The sequence below is a fragment of the Heyndrickxia coagulans DSM 1 = ATCC 7050 genome (assembly GCF_000290615.1).
Classification (GTDB): domain Bacteria; phylum Bacillota; class Bacilli; order Bacillales; family Bacillaceae_C; genus Weizmannia; species Weizmannia coagulans.
The window spans coordinates 1-15,973 of sequence record NZ_ALAS01000031.1 but is presented as its reverse complement, the minus strand read 5'-3'; the positions used below and the strand labels follow the sequence as shown (position 1 = coordinate 15,973).

14 protein-coding genes, 3 pseudogenes and 1 riboswitch are annotated in these 15,973 nt (G+C 45.6%); of the genes and pseudogenes, 5 read left to right on the top strand and 12 right to left on the bottom strand.

Annotated features, from left to right (window positions below; translation table 11 throughout):
* Positions 1 to 55 precede the first annotated feature (55 nt).
* From IC21_RS01040 to htpG, 3 genes are all read right to left on the bottom strand, one after another.
* Positions 56 to 823 (bottom strand): transporter substrate-binding domain-containing protein, encoded by a 768-nt coding sequence (locus tag IC21_RS01040; protein ID WP_029141872.1) that lies wholly within the window; start codon positions 821 to 823, stop codon positions 56 to 58.
* 124 nt (positions 824 to 947) lie between these two features.
* Complete coding sequence (locus tag IC21_RS01035) at positions 948 to 2,120, bottom strand: M20 family metallopeptidase (protein WP_029141873.1); 1,173 nt, start codon at positions 2,118 to 2,120, stop codon at positions 948 to 950.
* 306 nt (positions 2,121 to 2,426) lie between these two features.
* Complete coding sequence (htpG, locus tag IC21_RS01030; RefSeq protein WP_029141874.1) at positions 2,427 to 4,304, bottom strand: molecular chaperone HtpG; 1,878 nt, start codon at positions 4,302 to 4,304, stop codon at positions 2,427 to 2,429.
* 165 nt (positions 4,305 to 4,469) lie between these two features.
* Positions 4,470 to 4,617: riboswitch (adenosylcobalamin (AdoCbl) riboswitch) on the top strand.
* A gap of 54 nt (positions 4,618 to 4,671) precedes the next feature.
* Between htpG and IC21_RS01025 the strand changes: the two genes are divergently transcribed.
* From IC21_RS01025 to IC21_RS01015, 3 genes are read left to right on the top strand one after another with little or no spacing between them, the layout of a single operon-like run.
* Positions 4,672 to 6,087 (top strand): prenyltransferase/squalene oxidase repeat-containing protein, encoded by a 1,416-nt coding sequence (locus IC21_RS01025; RefSeq protein WP_029141875.1) that lies wholly within the window; start codon positions 4,672 to 4,674, stop codon positions 6,085 to 6,087.
* A gap of 6 nt (positions 6,088 to 6,093) precedes the next feature.
* Complete coding sequence (locus IC21_RS01020) at positions 6,094 to 6,849, top strand: DUF4430 domain-containing protein (protein WP_029141876.1); 756 nt, start codon at positions 6,094 to 6,096, stop codon at positions 6,847 to 6,849.
* A 12-nt stretch (positions 6,850 to 6,861) separates the two neighbouring features.
* Positions 6,862 to 7,425, top strand: coding sequence for an ECF transporter S component (locus tag IC21_RS01015; protein WP_029141877.1), 564 nt, complete (start codon positions 6,862 to 6,864; stop codon positions 7,423 to 7,425).
* A gap of 423 nt (positions 7,426 to 7,848) precedes the next feature.
* Here IC21_RS01015 and IC21_RS01010 read toward each other — a convergent pair whose 3' ends face one another.
* The 5 genes and pseudogenes from IC21_RS01010 to adhP all read right to left on the bottom strand — a co-directional run bounded on the left by IC21_RS01010 (position 7,849) and on the right by adhP (position 11,527).
* Positions 7,849 to 8,454, bottom strand: coding sequence for a class I SAM-dependent methyltransferase (locus IC21_RS01010; protein WP_029141878.1), 606 nt, complete (start codon positions 8,452 to 8,454; stop codon positions 7,849 to 7,851).
* A 44-nt stretch (positions 8,455 to 8,498) separates the two neighbouring features.
* Positions 8,499 to 9,620: an NAD(P)/FAD-dependent oxidoreductase gene (locus IC21_RS01005; protein WP_013860563.1), complete on the bottom strand. Its 1,122-nt coding sequence runs from the start codon at positions 9,618 to 9,620 to the stop codon at positions 8,499 to 8,501.
* Between the two features lie 30 nt (positions 9,621 to 9,650).
* Positions 9,651 to 9,998 (bottom strand): annotated as a pseudogene (hepT, locus tag IC21_RS17150) (type VII toxin-antitoxin system HepT family RNase toxin).
* A 34-nt stretch (positions 9,999 to 10,032) separates the two neighbouring features.
* Positions 10,033 to 10,326 (bottom strand): annotated as a pseudogene (mntA, locus tag IC21_RS01000) (type VII toxin-antitoxin system MntA family adenylyltransferase antitoxin).
* 178 nt (positions 10,327 to 10,504) lie between these two features.
* Positions 10,505 to 11,527: an alcohol dehydrogenase AdhP gene (adhP, locus tag IC21_RS00995; RefSeq protein ID WP_029141879.1), complete on the bottom strand. Its 1,023-nt coding sequence runs from the start codon at positions 11,525 to 11,527 to the stop codon at positions 10,505 to 10,507.
* Between the two features lie 200 nt (positions 11,528 to 11,727).
* Between adhP and IC21_RS00990 the strand changes: the two genes are divergently transcribed.
* Positions 11,728 to 12,093, top strand: coding sequence for a hypothetical protein (locus IC21_RS00990; RefSeq protein WP_019721598.1), 366 nt, complete (start codon positions 11,728 to 11,730; stop codon positions 12,091 to 12,093).
* Positions 12,094 to 12,400: 307 nt separating this feature from the next.
* Here the strand turns inward: IC21_RS00990 and IC21_RS17635 are convergent, their stop codons facing one another.
* From IC21_RS17635 to IC21_RS00970, 4 genes and pseudogenes are all read right to left on the bottom strand, one after another.
* Positions 12,401 to 13,237, bottom strand: a complete 837-nt coding sequence (locus IC21_RS17635; RefSeq protein ID WP_234969499.1) for a hypothetical protein — start codon at positions 13,235 to 13,237, stop codon at positions 12,401 to 12,403.
* 6 nt (positions 13,238 to 13,243) lie between these two features.
* A pseudogene (locus tag IC21_RS17630) lies at positions 13,244 to 13,783 on the bottom strand (LXG domain-containing protein); the annotation flags it as partial.
* A 4-nt stretch (positions 13,784 to 13,787) separates the two neighbouring features.
* Positions 13,788 to 13,934 (bottom strand): DUF5344 family protein, encoded by a 147-nt coding sequence (locus IC21_RS17135; RefSeq protein ID WP_234969497.1) that lies wholly within the window; start codon positions 13,932 to 13,934, stop codon positions 13,788 to 13,790.
* Between the two features lie 134 nt (positions 13,935 to 14,068).
* Positions 14,069 to 14,419 carry a YwqH-like family protein gene (locus IC21_RS00970; RefSeq protein ID WP_029141880.1) on the bottom strand — a complete coding sequence of 117 codons (351 nt, stop codon included), beginning with the start codon at positions 14,417 to 14,419 and terminating at the stop codon, positions 14,069 to 14,071.
* A 519-nt stretch (positions 14,420 to 14,938) separates the two neighbouring features.
* Here IC21_RS00970 and IC21_RS00965 point away from each other — a divergent pair.
* Complete coding sequence (locus IC21_RS00965) at positions 14,939 to 15,769, top strand: DUF1835 domain-containing protein (RefSeq protein WP_029141881.1); 831 nt, start codon at positions 14,939 to 14,941, stop codon at positions 15,767 to 15,769.
* Positions 15,770 to 15,973: the final 204 nt, after the last annotated feature.

The window sequence follows — 15,973 nt, the reverse complement described above, 5'->3', positions numbered from 1 at the left end:
TCACTTTGATTATTTTGAAAAAACAGCGCCCTGCTCAGCAAGGCGCCTGCATGCATTACTGTTTGTCAAGTTTCCATTTCTTTCTCAGCTCATCCAGCTTCCCGTTCTTTTCCGCTTTTGCCAGCACTTTGTTGACTTTTGCCGTCAACTTGCTGCCTTTTGGAAAGGCAACCGCCATACCCGGGGAACTTGAGGTCGGATCATCAAAGCCGGCCAGGTTTTGCTTCTTGATATAACCTTCTGCGACCGATTTATCCAGATAGGCTGCTTGAATCCGTTTTGAAAGCAATTCTTCAATTAAGTTTGTGGAGTTGTCCAGTTTTTTGACCGTAAAATTGTACTTCCCTTTCAGCTTGTCCGCGCCCTCTTCCTGAATGGTGCCGAGCTGGACGCCGACAGTTTTGCCTTTCAAGTCATTCAGTGTCTTGATAGGGGAACCTTTTAACGTAACGAACATTTCCCCTGAATGATGGTACGGGGTGGAGAAGTCGACGTTTTTGGCGCGTTCTTTCGTTGCGGACATCCCGGAAAGGACCATGTCAACACGGTGCGATTGCAGCGCCCCGATCAATCCGTCAAATTTCATATCTTTAATTTCGAGTTTGTATCCCAGTTCTTTTGCAATATAGTTGGCGAGATCCGCGTCAAATCCAATGACTTTTCCTGCTGTGTCCCTTGTTTCAAACGGGGCAAAGTCGGCTGAAGTGCCCATGACGAGCGTTTTTTCTTTTTTCGCGGTGCTTTTGCTGCTGTTCGTTTGGCCGCAAGCTGCCGCAATCACCATTGAAAATACAATTGCGATGCCTAACACGATCTTTTTCACAATGTTTCCCCCTATGAATATATCATTCTTGGTAAGTATCTTTATTCAACAAAATGTATTTTAACACAATGCGCAATGTTCGAAAAGATCCCTATTTTAAAAAGGATCGCCATTTTTCAGCTGCTTACCGGTATTTTTTAACGGTTTCTGCAAACTCGCCTTTTACTTTTTCCAAAAGTTCCCCATTTGTGAGAAGGTCAAATCCGGTCATGGCCAAAGCCAGCGCGCCGCTCGATAAGATCTGATGCGCATTGTCCGTAATCGTCATATCGGCAAATGCTTTTGTATGCGCGACAAGCCCCGGGGCATCCAGGCCGATATACGGGTGGATCGCCGGCACGACATGGCTGACATTGCCCATATCAATGGATCCGTATGAGGTTTTTGGCGGATTGACTTTTTTCACTTTTGTTTGTAAAAGGTTTTCCGTGAACATTTTCGACAATGTCTTGTTGGTGATCATATTGTCATAGCTTAGTTCGTAATTGGATATTTGCACGGCGGCACCGGTCATCATCGCCGCACCCTGTGCGATTCTTTTCACCTTTTCAACCACTTCGTTTAAAACAGCGCGTGCTTTGGCGCGCACATAAAACTGGGCTACCGCCTTATCAGGGACAATGTTTGCGGCAATGCCGCCTTCTTTGATAATGCCGTGGATACGGACATCGGGAGTGACATGCTGGCGGAGCGCATTTACGCCGTTAAACAACTGGATCGCCGCGTCGAGTGCGTTAATGCCGTCTTCCGGATTGGATGCCGCATGGGCTGATTTCCCGCGGAAGTCAAACTGGATCGCGTCCATCGCAAGCGACTCGCCGCTTTCATACGACTCATCGGCCGGGTGGACAATCATCGCGGCATCGATCCCATTGAAAATGCCCTGTTCCGCCATCGCAACTTTCGCGCCGTTCGTTTCTTCCGCCGGTGTCCCAAGCACCACCACGCGGCCGCCGGTTTCACCAATGATTTTGCTTAAAAGCAAGCCCGCACCTGCGCTCATCGTTCCGATCATGTTGTGGCCGCAGCCGTGGCCGACACCCGGAAGCGCATCATATTCGCATAAAAAGGCAACTACCGGTCCCGGTTTTCCGCTGTCATAAACGGCTTTAAAAGCAGTCGGCCTGCCGACAATCCCTTTGTCCACCGAAAAGTCGTGTGACGTAAGGTAATCCGTGAGCAATTTCATAGACTGGTATTCCTGGTCGCCAAGTTCGGGATGATGATATAAGTAGTCGCTCATTTCCCAGAGCTTGGACTCGATTTGACTCAAATGGTGTCTAAGCTGTTCCTTCATTGGATGGCCCCCTTGTATTGTTCGTGTGCGCCAAAGTTAATATTTATAAATAATATGTTATAAATATACATCACCTTTCCCATTCGGGCAACCCTTTTTTTATAAAAAATACAAAAAGACCCCATCTTGCTTTCAGATGGAGCCTTCTTCGTCATATAAACTACTGCTATTCATGAAATGTTCCAGCCATACGGTTTGCAAATGTCCCGGTGCTCACTGGCACGGGCACAGCAACTATGCCGGCCGTCGCGGGGGCCGTAGATTTGCTGGATGTCCCGTGGCTTTTTTGCAATATGCGGGCCTTCCTTATGCCATCATTTTGCAAATATCATTTGAAAATGCAACCGGGTCTTCAATCTCGAGCCCTTCAATCAGCCGCGCCTGGTTATACAACAGGTTTGTATAAAGCTTGCATTTGTCCTTGTCATGGGCGAACGCCTCTTTTAATGCGTTAAATACATCATGATGGATGTTAATTTCGAGCACTTTATCGGCTTTCACATTTTGCCCGTTCGGCATGGCGCTCAGCACTTTTTCCATTTCAATTGACACTTCGCCGTCTGTGGTGAAGCAGACCGGATGCGATTTTAAGCGGTGCGAGGCGCGGACATCTTTCACTTTTCCGTCCAGTGCCTCTTTCATAAATGCAAAGAGATCTTTGTTTTCTTTTTCCTCGGCATCGGTTTCTTTTGTGTCTTCCGTTTCAAAGCCGAGGTCGCCGCTTGACACGGACCTGAATTCTTTTTCCTTATAATTCATGAGCATCTTAATCGCAAATTCATCAATATCTTCCGTAAAATAAAGGATTTCGTATCCTTTATCAAGCACAAGTTCCGTCTGCGGCAATTTTTCAATCCGGTCGATCGACTCGCCGGTTGCGTAATAAATGTATTTTTGGTCTTCCGGCATGCGACTTACGTATTCATCAAGCGTAACAAGCTTTTTCTCTTTTGAAGAATAAAACATCAGGAGATCCTGCAAATCTTCTTTGTGCGCGCCAAATTCATTGTACACACCGAATTTCAGCTGGCGGCCGAATGATTTGAAAAACGCTTCGTACTGCTCGCGGTTCTCTTTCAAAAGGTTTGCCAGTTCGCGTTTGATTTTGCTTTTGATATTTTTCGCAATCAGCTTCAGCTGACGGTCGTGCTGGAGCATTTCCCGCGAAATGTTCAGAGACAAATCTTCGGAATCGACCATCCCTTTGACAAAGCTGAAGTAATCCGGTAAAAGATCCGGGCATTTTTCCATAATCAGGACGCCATTCGCATACAGTTCCAACCCTTTTTCATATTCCGGCGTATAATAATCGAACGGAATTTTTTCCGGAATGTAAAGAATCGCATTGTAACGCACAGTGCCGTCGACTTTGATGTGGATATGCTTAACCGGTTTGTCAAAGCCGTAATGCTTTTCCATATAAAATTGCTCATAATCTTCGTCTGTCAGTTCGTTTTTGTTTTTGCGCCAGATCGGGATCATGCTGTTGAGCGTTTGTTCTTCTTTGACCTCTTCGTACTCATCTTCGCTGCCTTCTTTCAGGCGCCTTTCCGTTACTTCCATTTTAATCGGGTAGCGGATAAAATCAGAATATTTTTTCACGATGGCCCGCAGCCGGTACTCTTCCAGGTACTGATCGTAGTCTTCATCCTCTGTGTTTTCTTTCAGCTTCAATATAATATCCGTGCCGTTGCCGTCTTTTTCGCACGGTTCAATTGAATAGCCTTCCGCGCCTTTCGACTGCCATTTATAAGCCTGATCGCTCCCTGCAGCCTTGGAAATGACGGTAATTTCATCTGCCACCATGAATGCCGAGTAGAAACCGACGCCGAACTGGCCGATGAGGTCATATCCGTCTTTCATTTCATTGTCATTTTTAAACGCAAGTGAACCGCTTTGCGCAATGGTGCCGAGATTTTCTTCCAGTTCCTTCTCTGTCATGCCGATCCCGGTATCGGAAACCGTCAGTGTCCTGTTTTCTTTGTCCGGGGTAATTTTAATGTAGTAGCTGTCTTTATCAAATGTTAAATTTTCATCTGTCAAAGCTTTGTAATAAATTTTATCGATTGCGTCGCTGGCGTTGGATATCAGCTCGCGCAAGAAAATTTCTTTTTGCGTGTAAATCGAGTGGATCATCATGTCGAGAAGCCGTTTGGATTCTGCTTTAAATTCCTTTACCGCCACTTCGATCTCTCCTTTATATGTATAAATGATGGCAATGCCCCTTTAGCACTCCGAACGCAAGAGTGCTAACATCTTATTTTTTAGCACAGCACCGCTTGTTTGTCAATGAAACAGTGGCAGAAATTGTCCTTTCCAACAGGCAGGGGTTGTTCTATAATTAGTAACTGACATCTAAATACGGGCCTGGGCGATGGAAACAGGTGAAATTCCTGTACGGTCCCGCCACTGTGATGGAAAAAATTTTCCTAAGTCAGATCTTTCTCCCAAGCTGCCGGTTTATTTGAAGCCTACGAGGTATAGGCGAAAAATTTTTGCCCTTGTATACCTCTTTTTGTACAGGGTTTTTTTTATGGAAAGGAGAGCGGTAATGGTGAGGAAAAAATGGTTCGGGATTCTCTGGGGGATTGTTCTTATTTTCGTGTTATCTTTCCCGTCCGAAAGCTTTGCAGCAGTGTCTGTCAGCAAAGATATAAAGGATACGGCATCATATTTTAAATCTTCCGCTTTAAACTCTGATTTTGCAGTAGCCGCACTGGCAAAGGAGAATTTGCTAACAGCCAACGAGATAAAGCAGTACCGGAAAGTTTTAACAGACCGGGTGAATGACAAAAAGATTGACGGTACGGAGCTTGCTAAGACCATCGTTGTTTTAAAAGCAATTGGAGAGGACCCGGAAAACTTTCAAAGGAAGAACTTGATCCAACGCGTATACGATACGGCGTCAGAGAGCTCGGTAACCGGATATGCCTATGATTTAATCGCTTTGAATACGGATGATTATGAGATTCCGAGTGATGCACCAAATACACCTGCTAAAATTGCAGCAAAACTGGTTGACGCGGAACTTCCGGACGGAGGCTGGAACTGGAGTTTGTCCGGAACAGATTCCGATGTTGACTCAACCGGCATGGTACTGACCGCGCTTGGCACTTATCAGGATAAACATGATAAAGATGTGAACCAGGCAATCCGGGACGGCATCAAATACTTGAAGGCGGCAGAAAAAGAAAACGCCAGCTTTGACAACTACGGCATTAATTCGTGCACAACCGCCCAGGCCATCATTGGTCTTGTCTCTGTCGGCGTTAACCCGTCAACCGGTGATTTTGTTAAAAAGGGCACGAATCCCGTTTCTGCGCTCAGCACATATAAAGATTCCAAAAACGGCGGATACAAATGGCAAACGACAAGCGAATCTTCAGACAGCTTTTCAACAGAACAGGTTTTCCAGGCCCTTGTCGCCTATGACCTTTTTCTAAAAGGAGATACCCTGTATAACTTCAGGAATATTAGCAAATCCGATGCCGGCAGTACGGGCGCAACTGATTCGGATGCCGGGGACAAGGATTCTGGCAGCGACACTTCTTCAAATGGTAACGGGGCGGACAGCAGCAGCGGCCAGAGCCCGGCTGCAGCCGCTACAAAAGTGGTTGAAAAGCATACGAAAGAAGTCGTAACCAAAACGAACACCATTACGAATACGAAAGACCATACGATTACGCATAACAACACCACTACAAAAACCAATACGGTGGAAAAACCGGCCGCAGCCAAAAAACAAACGCCGGCAAAAACAAAAACAGCTTCAAATGCAAAAAAAGAGGACAAACCTGCAACTGCAGCTGCCCAGGCACCCCCTGCAGAAGATGCGCAGCAAGAGCCGAAAAAAGTCGTCATTACCAAAACAACGGGTGTTTCTCCTGTGCACGGCTGGGTCGGTTCCCTTTCTGCGGGTGCAGGCGTCATCCTGCTAATCATCCGTAAAAAATTTCTGGGGGTATGAGCAGGAATGAAATATAAAAGTATCATTATTGATAGTATTGCCGTTTTATTGATTGCATTCGGCGCCTGGTTTTTTATCGACGGTTTCCATTTTGAATCGAAAACCGTTAAAACTTATTCTGAAACAACACAAGTTGCAAACACTTCAGCGAAGGAAAAGGATACGGCAGCAAAAGACAGTACAACCAGAAAGAAAACGGACGCCGCCGGCAGCAACAAAACGGATGAAAAAAGCAATACGGGCGGATCCGAAAGCAATGCGGCGGATTCAGCTGCCCACTCCAAAAATGCTGAAGAAAAGGCTTCTGCAGACAGCAAGACGGATAAAGCACCTGCCACAAATACCAAAACGGCGGTCACATCCAGCACATCAACGAAAACGACAACCGGAGCTTCTTCGTCCGGGTCCGGCAGCAGCCACGCTTCCGGCAACACCGCAGCGCCATCTAAAGCAAAAGCCGAAACGGTTTCTTTAACCGTAAAGGGCTACAAAGGGCCGGTTTTCAGCGGCAAATACAGTTATAAAAGCGGAGACACTGCATTTTCCGCTTTAAAAAAAGCCGCCGCTTCTGAAGGCGTAAGCCTCGATTATTCCGGGTCCGGTGCAACCGTCTATGTAAAGGGCATTAATGGCCAGTATGAAGGGGATCAAGGCGGCATGAGCGGCTGGAAATATAAAGTAAACGGAAAAGAGCCAAACGTTTCCGCAGGGTCGTATAAACTAAAAACCGGCGATCAGGTTGTCTGGTTCTATTCTAAATAGGAGATGCATAAAATGGGGAATCAGCCGCTTGAAAAAAGGAAGTCAGCGAAAACCGCTTCACGGCTGACAAGGAGAATGGCGCTTCTTGCCATGCTGGCGGCCCTGAGCGTCGCCGGGCGGATTTTGATGGCATCGGTCCCGAATGTCCAGCCGTGCACTGTGATCATCATTTGCAGTTCTTTTGTTTTCGGCATCCGCTTCGGTTTGGCGCTTGCCTTTTTGACGGTCTTCGGTTCCGACATGTTTCTCGGCATGGGGCTGTTTGCGATCATGCAATTTCTTGCGTGGGGTACTATCGCGGTGCTTTCCGGCCTGCTCGGCAAGAAAGAGTTATACAAAAAAGTCCCGCATCTCGTGTTATGTCTGTATGCAGCTTTTACCGGCTTCCTGTTCGGCTTTATGGTTTCATTAAATTATTTATTTGTCGGCGGGCCGTTTGCGTTTTGGACATACTACCTCGGCGGGCTGTTGTTTGACAGCTACCATGCCGCGGGAAACTTCTTCTTTTATTTAATTTTAGGGCCGGTTTTAATCAAACTGATTGCAAAAGAAAAAACACGAATCGAACGCATTTAACCTAAGGCTGCCTGTTTCACGCAGGCAGCTGCCTGTTCAACTATATTACATTGCCTTAAAAGTCTTCGTTCTCTTCATCAAGAGGATTTTTATCTGGCGGCCATACCACCATACTCTGCTGGCCTGCATTTAAAACAGCATTCACTTCCTTCCAATACGAATTCTTTTAACCCAGTCCATCAACGATGGCCATTTTTCAGGGGTATGGCTGGCTTTTACCTGGAAAAAAGCTTTATACCAGACATATGCCGTTCTGCGGGCATGGTGTCATGTCCGTACAATTCGGAAATTCGATGTCCTCAGCGGCTTTTTCAATATCTGCTGAGTGGGCGGGGGAAGGCAGATCAAAGTAAGCCTTCTCTTATCCAAGCATTCACTTCCTATGGAACCAAAGCTGAGTATCCATTCATTTCACCATCATCCTCACGCAAGCCGGTACACGACAAATTTTTCGTATGGATTATGCTTGTATAAAAGCGTTAGCGGGACTTCGAGTTTTTTTTCAAATGGTGTATGGTCTTCAAGGAAGTAAATATAGTCCTGCGACGGATAATATAAAATAATGTCTGTTTCCCGGTATGCTTCTTCCACCGAGCATAAAATATTTTGCACAACCTTCATAAAGATTTGAACAGAAAACGGATTAAAAAAGTAAAAACGGTTGTCGTCCGGCAGTATCTTATAATTTTCGGCAAGGCAGCATATAAACCGAATACGGGCGGGCTGGACCAGGAATTTTCTCTCATAGCGTTTCTTGTTTTCGAGAGCTTCCCGGTACAACCATTCATTCATTTCAATGCCGGTCACGGTTGCGCGAAACAAATGATGGATATAAAAATTGAGCCGCCCTTTGCCGCAACCGAAGTCTACCACATGGTCGCTTTTATCCAGTTCATAATGATCGAACAGTTCATCAAGCGCATGATAAGGCGTCGGCTCATAACGGTTGTAATGCAGTGATGCATTAAACCCTTTTTGCTCACCGGTTGTTTTGATATGCAAAATTCCGTCAAAGTAGGAATCGTTCATTGTTTCGCTCCTGTTTTTTCTTGATAAAAGACCAGCCCTGCTGTTTATAAAGGGGCAATTGCCTGTTCCAGCCCGTACGGTGACAAATCCAGTTCTGTTTTCCGGCCGAGCGCAATCCTTGCAAGCTCAGCGCCGAGAAAAGGGCCGGCCGTTAAACCGGATGCCCCGAGCCCGTTTGCGCAAAGTAGCCCATCATAACCGGGCCATGTGCCGATCACAGGCAAAAAACCCGGCGTGAACGGCCGGAATCCGACTTTCACATCAACAAGGGAAGCTTCAGCCAAACCCGGTGCAACCGGCAGCACTTTATTTAAAACTTCGTGGACCCCTCCGGCTGTTGTGTGCAAATCAAAAGCTTCCGTGTTTTCATGGGTGGCGCCGGCAATGATACGGCCGCCATCGAATGCCAGCAAATACTGATCATTCGGCGGCATGACGACCGGCCAGCTGCTTGTGTCCATACCTTGCAGTTTTAAATGGAGAATCTGCGCTTTTTGGTGGCTGACTTGAAAAGCCGCACTGAGCGGTTTGAACAAATCTTTTGCCCATGCACCCGCTGCCACAATTGTTTTGTCCGCATGCAGCGTGCGGCTTCCGACTTCAACCCCGATGACTTTTCTGCCTTCCACAAGCAGCCGGGCATTGCCATGAATGACTTTGGCTCCGCGTTTGCAAGCAGCATTTAACAGGCAATTGCGCAATGCCTTCCCGTTTACGCGCGCGGCACCGCCGGCATAGACCGCACTGAACCCTTCGTCCAGAATCGGGAACATGGCATGCGTCTCGGCGGCAGACAGCCGTTTTACTTCCCCGATTTCAGGCGCATCTTCCCTTCGCTTTAACGCGCGTTCCTGCATTTTATCAAGCTTTTCTTCATCTGTATGTATGCTGAGAGCGCCAGTCCGTTTATAACCGGTTTCCGTCTCCCCGTCTTTTTCCAATTGGGCAATTAAATCAGGATAGTATTTTGCACCTGCTTTTGCGAGCCGGTACCAGTCTTTGTTGCGCCGCTGCGACAGCCACGGGCATATGATGCCGGCAGCCGCTTCCGTTGCCTGCCCGGGATCCGCCCGGTCAACCAGTGTAACAACTGCGCCTGCTTTTGCAAGATGGTATACAGCAGATGCCCCAAGCACCCCGCCGCCAATTACGATATATGATAGCATGAGTTACGCCTGCTTTCTGTAAAATAAGATTTACTTTAAACTATCCAAAACAATGGCCTGGTCATCATGAACAGCGATATTCTGAAACCCAACCATTGCCTTTCATTTTGTGGCCGTTTCTTCATTGATCAACCCCGTTCGCTTTCAGCAGATCAAAAGCCTCCCTGCTCGTCTGTGGGAGCCCGAGCTGTTCTTTTGTAGCAATGTGCATGGGCCAAGTCAATCGATGCTTCACAAGCACGCTGGATATTGAGAATGATGGAGTCCTGTTTCGTAAAGTCCTCTAAACTTGCAGGAGAGCCGCTAATACACTTCCCGGACACGTTTCAGGGAGCGCTCAATGGTACTTATCTTGTTCAAGACCACTTCATCTTCCATACACAGCCCCGTTTTTTGCAATATTTTTCAATATTTAGGCACGTTCCTCGTTAAGCTTTGCATACAAACGATACGCCAGCATTCGTTTTACATTCAGGGCATTTTCATTTTTCATATCCATGACGATGCCGGTTGCAAAAATCTGCGCCTGAAATACAGTAGAGGCCTGGTTCAGGTCAATAAGATCGACATCCTTATTTAATCTATCTGCAAGTTCCTGTGCATACAAAAAACATTCATAGGGTGTCAGCATACTGCCTTCTTAGTAAAAAGCGATGTCAACATCACTATCCGGCCGGGCATATCCTTTTGCATACGAACCGAACAATGATAAAATCCGGATCTATTTTTTCTTTTAAAAAAGCAATGATTTCCCTCCGCAAGTTCGGCGCCTCCCTGTACATGGTACTCATCCCTATTATACGAACAAACCGGAAAAAAAGCGAAAAATCCCCGTGCAAACAGGGATTTTCATTTTCGCTTACTTTATGATGTTTTGCCTGCACTTATTTCAACGACATATCCAGAACCATCCTGCCTTGTATTCTGCCTTCTTCCATTTCCTTAAAAACATCTCCAACTTCTTCCAGCCTGCGCGTTTGCACAACCGGGACGACTTTTCCTTCCGCACCGAACATAAAAGCTTCCTCAAGGTCTTTTCTTGTGCCAACCAAAGACCCGACGACTTCTATCCCGTCAAGGACTGTTTTCACAATTTCAAGATCCATTGTTTCCGGAGGGAGCCCGACAGCAACGACTTTTGACACCGGCCGTACGGAGTGGACAGCCTGGTTGAATGCCTGTTTTGAAACAGCCGTTATCACTGCAGCATGCGCGCCGCCAACTTCTTTCTGAATCCACTCAGCCGGATCGCCATCCGTTTTGGAATTAAAGGTGAGATCAGCACCGACTTCTTTTGCCAGTGAAAGTTTGTCGTCATTGATATCGACCGCAATGACTTTCGCATTAAATACATGTTTGGCGTACTGGACAGCAAGGTTCCCGAGGCCCCCTGCTCCATAAATGACAATCCATTCGCCCGGCTTCACATCTGCGACTTTAATGGCTTTATAAGTGGTTACACCGGCACAAGTAATGCTTGTCGCCTGCCTTGGATCCAGCCCTTCCGGCACTTTTACGGCGTAATCGGCTTTGACAATGCACTGCTCTGCCATGGCCCCGTCGACACTGTAGCCAGCATTTTTCACTTCACGGCAAAATGTCTCATTTCCCGTTAAACAGTACTCACAATGCCCGCAGCCTTCAAAAAACCAGGCAACGCTTACACGATCGCCCACTTTAAGAGAAGTGACACCATCCGCGACTTCCCTGACAATGCCGACCCCTTCATGGCCGAGAATGCGTCCCGGCACATCGCCAAAGTCGCCCTTTGCCACATGCAAATCCGTATGGCAGACACCGCAGTATTCGATATCCACCAAAGCTTCCCCGTACTCAAGCGGACGCAACTGCACATCTTTGACCTCTACCAGCTTTTGCTTATCAGAACTGACGACTGCTGCTCTCATGCAGATCCCTCCCGGAAAACTAGTTTGATACTTTGCAATCTTCATTTTCATTATAATGGCCTCTCTCTGGGCGATCAAGATTTTTTTGGAAAATTTTTCGGTTTTTCCACCCCGTATATGTCTGGCTTACCTTCTTTGAAACAGGGTATAAAAATAAAAACCTCTCTGCCATACTGCGATGAGAAAATAGGTGAGTACGCATGAATATGGAAAAGCTGAGTAAAGTGACCCCGGGTGTTTATAAAATTGAAGAAAATTATGTTGGCGAAGCCATGAAGAACCTTCAGGAAAACCAATTGATCATTCAAGGCGATATTTTTTGGCACAGCCATGAAACAAAGAAAGTGAAACTGATGAAGCGTGCCAGTTATTTAGTCGGATACAATCCGTTCATGAAAATGGATTACGACTATTTAATAGAATTAAAAAGTTTGCTGGAAATTTTGCTTGAAGACAAAGATCCTGACCTCGTCCATTGCACAATTAAAAATGCCAGATGGATTACAAAAGATTATATATACACGATCACGGATAACAAAATCAACATTGAAGTGAACCTGGCTTAACTTTTTAGGGCAGGGCCTTTGTGAAGGCTTTTACAAAGCAGGGGGCCCGGAGCCTCTGGGCCCCGGCGCCGAAATCCAGATCATGAAAGGAGCGCAGGCAAAGACAAGGCTTAAATTTATACTTACTTGAATGAACAGACAGGCTTGGCGGTTTAACCCCCGGGCCTGGTTTCATGATTTAAAGTGAAATAGGCATTGGTTTTTAAACCACTAAAACAAAAAATTTATCATTTTGACGAACCTCGAGGATGATGTTTTCATGTGTGCGTCGTAAACGAATTCATCCCCTTTTTTGCATAGAGAACTTTTATGTTGCCTTCTGAATCCTGACTCCCAGCTCATCCAGCTCATCCATCACATTATACGGAATTTTTACAGGCCCTGCCCCGGCAGCTTCAAGTGCAGGAGCAAACCCTGTATTGACTTTCAGCTTCCCGGCCTTTTCTGCCAGATTTCCGGTCTTGGCAATTTTCGCCGTTGTGCCCAGTTTGCTGAGGCCTTTGTCGCCAAGAAGAGAAATTCCAATAGAAGCAAGCCCGTAGGTGAAGAACTCAGTCCGGCTTTTGGCATCGCCGTGGATGACATCCCGTTCAAAAGCTTTTTGGACAGCAAGCCCCATATACTTTGCCATATCGACCGATTTATGTGCCGTGCTTTTCAAGGTTGCAATTGGGGAGGATAAGCGCTTGTTTCCATCATTTCCGAGTGCAGCATAAGTATCTTGATCTAAAACGGACTTTCCTAATGATACAAGACCAGTGTAAATTTCACCGACGGTCTTTCCGCCGCCGTCATAAAATCCATTCCAAATGTCAACCAGCAGCGGGTCGTCCGGATTTTCTGAACCGGGGATGGCCTCTTTTGGGATTTCATTGACCAGTTCATAATAGGGCTGCTTGCTCGCGGGCTTGCGGTATTCCATCACCATGGCTCCGTCTTCATAGAAATGGAACTTAACGGACAAATGGCCTTCAAAGTCCTTGCCGTCTACGGTTTGAACCGGTTTTACGCCGGCTTTCTGAATGAGCCCGCCTTCCAAACTGCGGTAGGCTTCGGTTGTGACAAACTGTTTCGGGTTGTAAGTGGCAATATCAAACGAACCGCTACCCGCCATCGATTCCATTTGCCGGACAAACTTCACCATTGTATCGATGTCCTGGTCTAAAGCTTCGAGGGAGCGGGTGGCTTTTGTATCAAAGTCATATAGCTGTTCCAGCGTCCTGGTTTCTTTTTTCCGCGCTTTTTGGATTGGATACAGTTTTTCATCAATGTCCAGTTTGGGCAGTGCAACAAGATCCGAAACTTCCTATATTGCAGTATTGGCGTCTTCAAGCAAGTGTCCAACGGTATTTTCCAGCTTTTTCAGTGCGGGGATGACGCTGTCCTGGATAAAAGCTTCTTGAATATAGCCGTTCGGATCGGGCTCGAGAGCTGATAAGTCTTTAAGACTCTCGTTCAGCTGTCCGTTGTACCCGGCTAAAAATGACTGCAGGTATATGAGAAACGGCTGGTGAAAATCCCGGAAGTAGCCGCGTATGGCATTCCCGGCCTTTCCTTTAAACGCATCTTCCATGTTCACAAAAGAGTCGATCGCCTGCTGGAGGCCCGTGATTTGTTCAGCCTTCTCCTTCAGAGCCCTTTGCGTGTCCGTGGCCGCTTGTTCAAATGCTTGGACATCAAGAGTTTTCATTGTTTCACCTGCTCATCGCCCGGCCTTCGAAACCTTTTTCCAATTGTTCATCATATTCTTTCATGGCATGGACGGCTTTTTTAGCTGCAGCCTCATTTTTTAATGTGACGGCCTGATATGCAGTGAGCAGGTTCTCCAGTTTTTGGTTCAAATAAGCAAGCTGCTAAAGGGAAGGAAAAGGATACGAACCCCTGCCATCCATTGAAATGTTCAAATTGTGGGCTTGTGAGCGAATCTTCGCAAGCGACTTTTCAACTGATTCGAACTGGATTTTGACTTCCATCTTCACACCTCTTTTTTGCGCATTTTTACAATTTCGGCTTGGATGGCTTTTTCAATCTGGATGTTTTGAGTGGTGAGCTTGCTGATTTTCTCGTCCAGCAGTTGCAGGGCTGAATTGATTTGCTTTTCCGTTGCGTTATAGCTTTCAAGCAGTTCGTTTTTTCGGACTGCCTGGAACTGCTTCGCGAGTTGCCCCTCCCAGGTTGAGGCGGACAGGGCGGGCTGGAGAGAGCGCTTTTCTTTCTCCGCCAGTGCGTGCTTTGATTCCAGCAATGCCTGTTTGCTTTTTTTCAGACGTTCCAATTCTTCCTGGTTTTGTGAGAGTTGAAGATTCATTAACGGAATGATACTCATGTTTACCCCCGGATTTCGTAATATTTTGGTTTTATTATCCAGCGAAGCGGAAACGTTGTCAATTTGGTGAACAGCGGAACATAGGTAAATGGAAGGGGGAGATGACAGAAAAACACAGAAATATGCACTTATTTGAAAGCCAATCTGATTCTTTTTCCATAAAATTTTCCAAATAACAGCAATAAAATAGGCCATTCGATGCAGATTTTAGAATGGCTATTTTGCAATCTTTCATTGTGGCACACAAAAGTTTACAGGGGGACTAGATCTTGCATAACTCGGCATAAAAGCATCACCTCTTTTTTCTCCAAAATTAAATGTTAAAATAGAAGAAAAAAATAAATGGTGTGGTTCAACTCACCTGAAGGCTTAACGAATCTCTCTTATCATATACGACACATGAAGGATTTGATAGGTTTTCTATTCGATCTGTATCCAATAGAAGGTTTCTCGGGCAATTTCTGGTTTGGTTTGGATGGAAGGAAGGAAAACGGCAAAACTAAAGGAGAAAGATAAAGAATGATACATATTCTATTTGGTGCCTCCGCTTCAGGCAGCTTGAAACATGCATTAAGAAAAATGGGGCTTGACAAGAAGGATAAGGTCATCTCCTTTTCGGATATATTTTCCATTGGCCCCATTTACAAGTTAAATAAGGAAATCGGAGTTAAGTCCAGATTTAAGTGGATGGAAAAGTGCATGAGTGATGAATTTGATGAACTTCCAGATTATCTCAAAGAATTTAAAAGATCACTCAATCAGATCATCTCAGTAGCTGAAGGGGAACATGTAACAATTTGGGCAGCTGATAATGCACACGAACAAGCAGGATTGCGATTTGCTGTATATCTTTTAAAAGATAAAAATATTGATATAACCGTTATAAATACGTCAAAAGAGTATGAAAAGCGATTTCCGGTAAAAAAGGTCAAATATACATTGCTTCATTCAGGCGAAATGATCCCTGAAAAATTCCAACACTTATATGAACATGGAACTGGAAATCTGTTAACGGACCATGATAGAACAAGTTTGAAAAAAGAATGGCTTAATCTTGCAGAAACCCGGGAGACTTTACGGATTTGGCAGAATGGAAGAATATTTGGCGTTTCAGAAGACTATTTCGATGAATTTATTACAGGCAAAGTAAAAAAACTGCATGGTACAGGAAAGGAAAGAGCATTTATAAAATCAGCCCGGGTCATTGGTGAGGTAATTGGGCATTTAGACCAATACGTGGGGGATTCATTTCTCGAATATCGCGTAAGAAAGCTAATTGAAGCTGGCGTATTTGAATCGAAAGGCCGACTTGAAGCGATGCGCTTTTACAGCATAAGACTTAAATGCTGACATTATGGTTGCAAAGTATAAATGATTGCTTCCTGGAATAGAAATGCAGAATCATAACATAAAAATGTTCTCCATGGTCCTGCACGAAAACTGCAGCGAGAACCGGATTCTAAATAGGGCTTGCTGAATAAGCAAAAATTCCAGATTTGACAAGGATTTTGGCTACTTTTGTCGAATATAAAGTGTAAGGATTTCAAAGGAAAC

Bases quoted from the DNA above. Each gene is read 5' to 3' on its own strand.
- IC21_RS01035 (WP_029141873.1), bottom strand. From the start codon at position 2,120: ATGAAGGAACAGCTTAGACACCATTTGAGTCAAATCGAGTCCAAGCTC.
- IC21_RS01025 (WP_029141875.1), top strand. From the start codon at position 4,672: ATGGTGAGGAAAAAATGGTTCGGGATTCTCTGGGGGATTGTTCTTATT.
- IC21_RS01020 (WP_029141876.1), top strand. From the start codon at position 6,094: ATGAAATATAAAAGTATCATTATTGATAGTATTGCCGTTTTATTGATT.
- IC21_RS01015 (WP_029141877.1), top strand. From the start codon at position 6,862: ATGGGGAATCAGCCGCTTGAAAAAAGGAAGTCAGCGAAAACCGCTTCA.
- IC21_RS01010 (WP_029141878.1), bottom strand. From the start codon at position 8,454: ATGAACGATTCCTACTTTGACGGAATTTTGCATATCAAAACAACCGGT.
- IC21_RS01005 (WP_013860563.1), bottom strand. From the start codon at position 9,620: ATGCTATCATATATCGTAATTGGCGGCGGGGTGCTTGGGGCATCTGCT.
- adhP (WP_029141879.1), bottom strand. From the start codon at position 11,527: ATGAGAGCAGCAGTCGTCAGTTCTGATAAGCAAAAGCTGGTAGAGGTC.
- IC21_RS00990 (WP_019721598.1), top strand. From the start codon at position 11,728: ATGAATATGGAAAAGCTGAGTAAAGTGACCCCGGGTGTTTATAAAATT.
- IC21_RS17635 (WP_234969499.1), bottom strand. From the start codon at position 13,237: ATGGTGAAGTTTGTCCGGCAAATGGAATCGATGGCGGGTAGCGGTTCG.
- IC21_RS00970 (WP_029141880.1), bottom strand. From the start codon at position 14,419: ATGAGTATCATTCCGTTAATGAATCTTCAACTCTCACAAAACCAGGAA.
- IC21_RS00965 (WP_029141881.1), top strand. From the start codon at position 14,939: ATGATACATATTCTATTTGGTGCCTCCGCTTCAGGCAGCTTGAAACAT.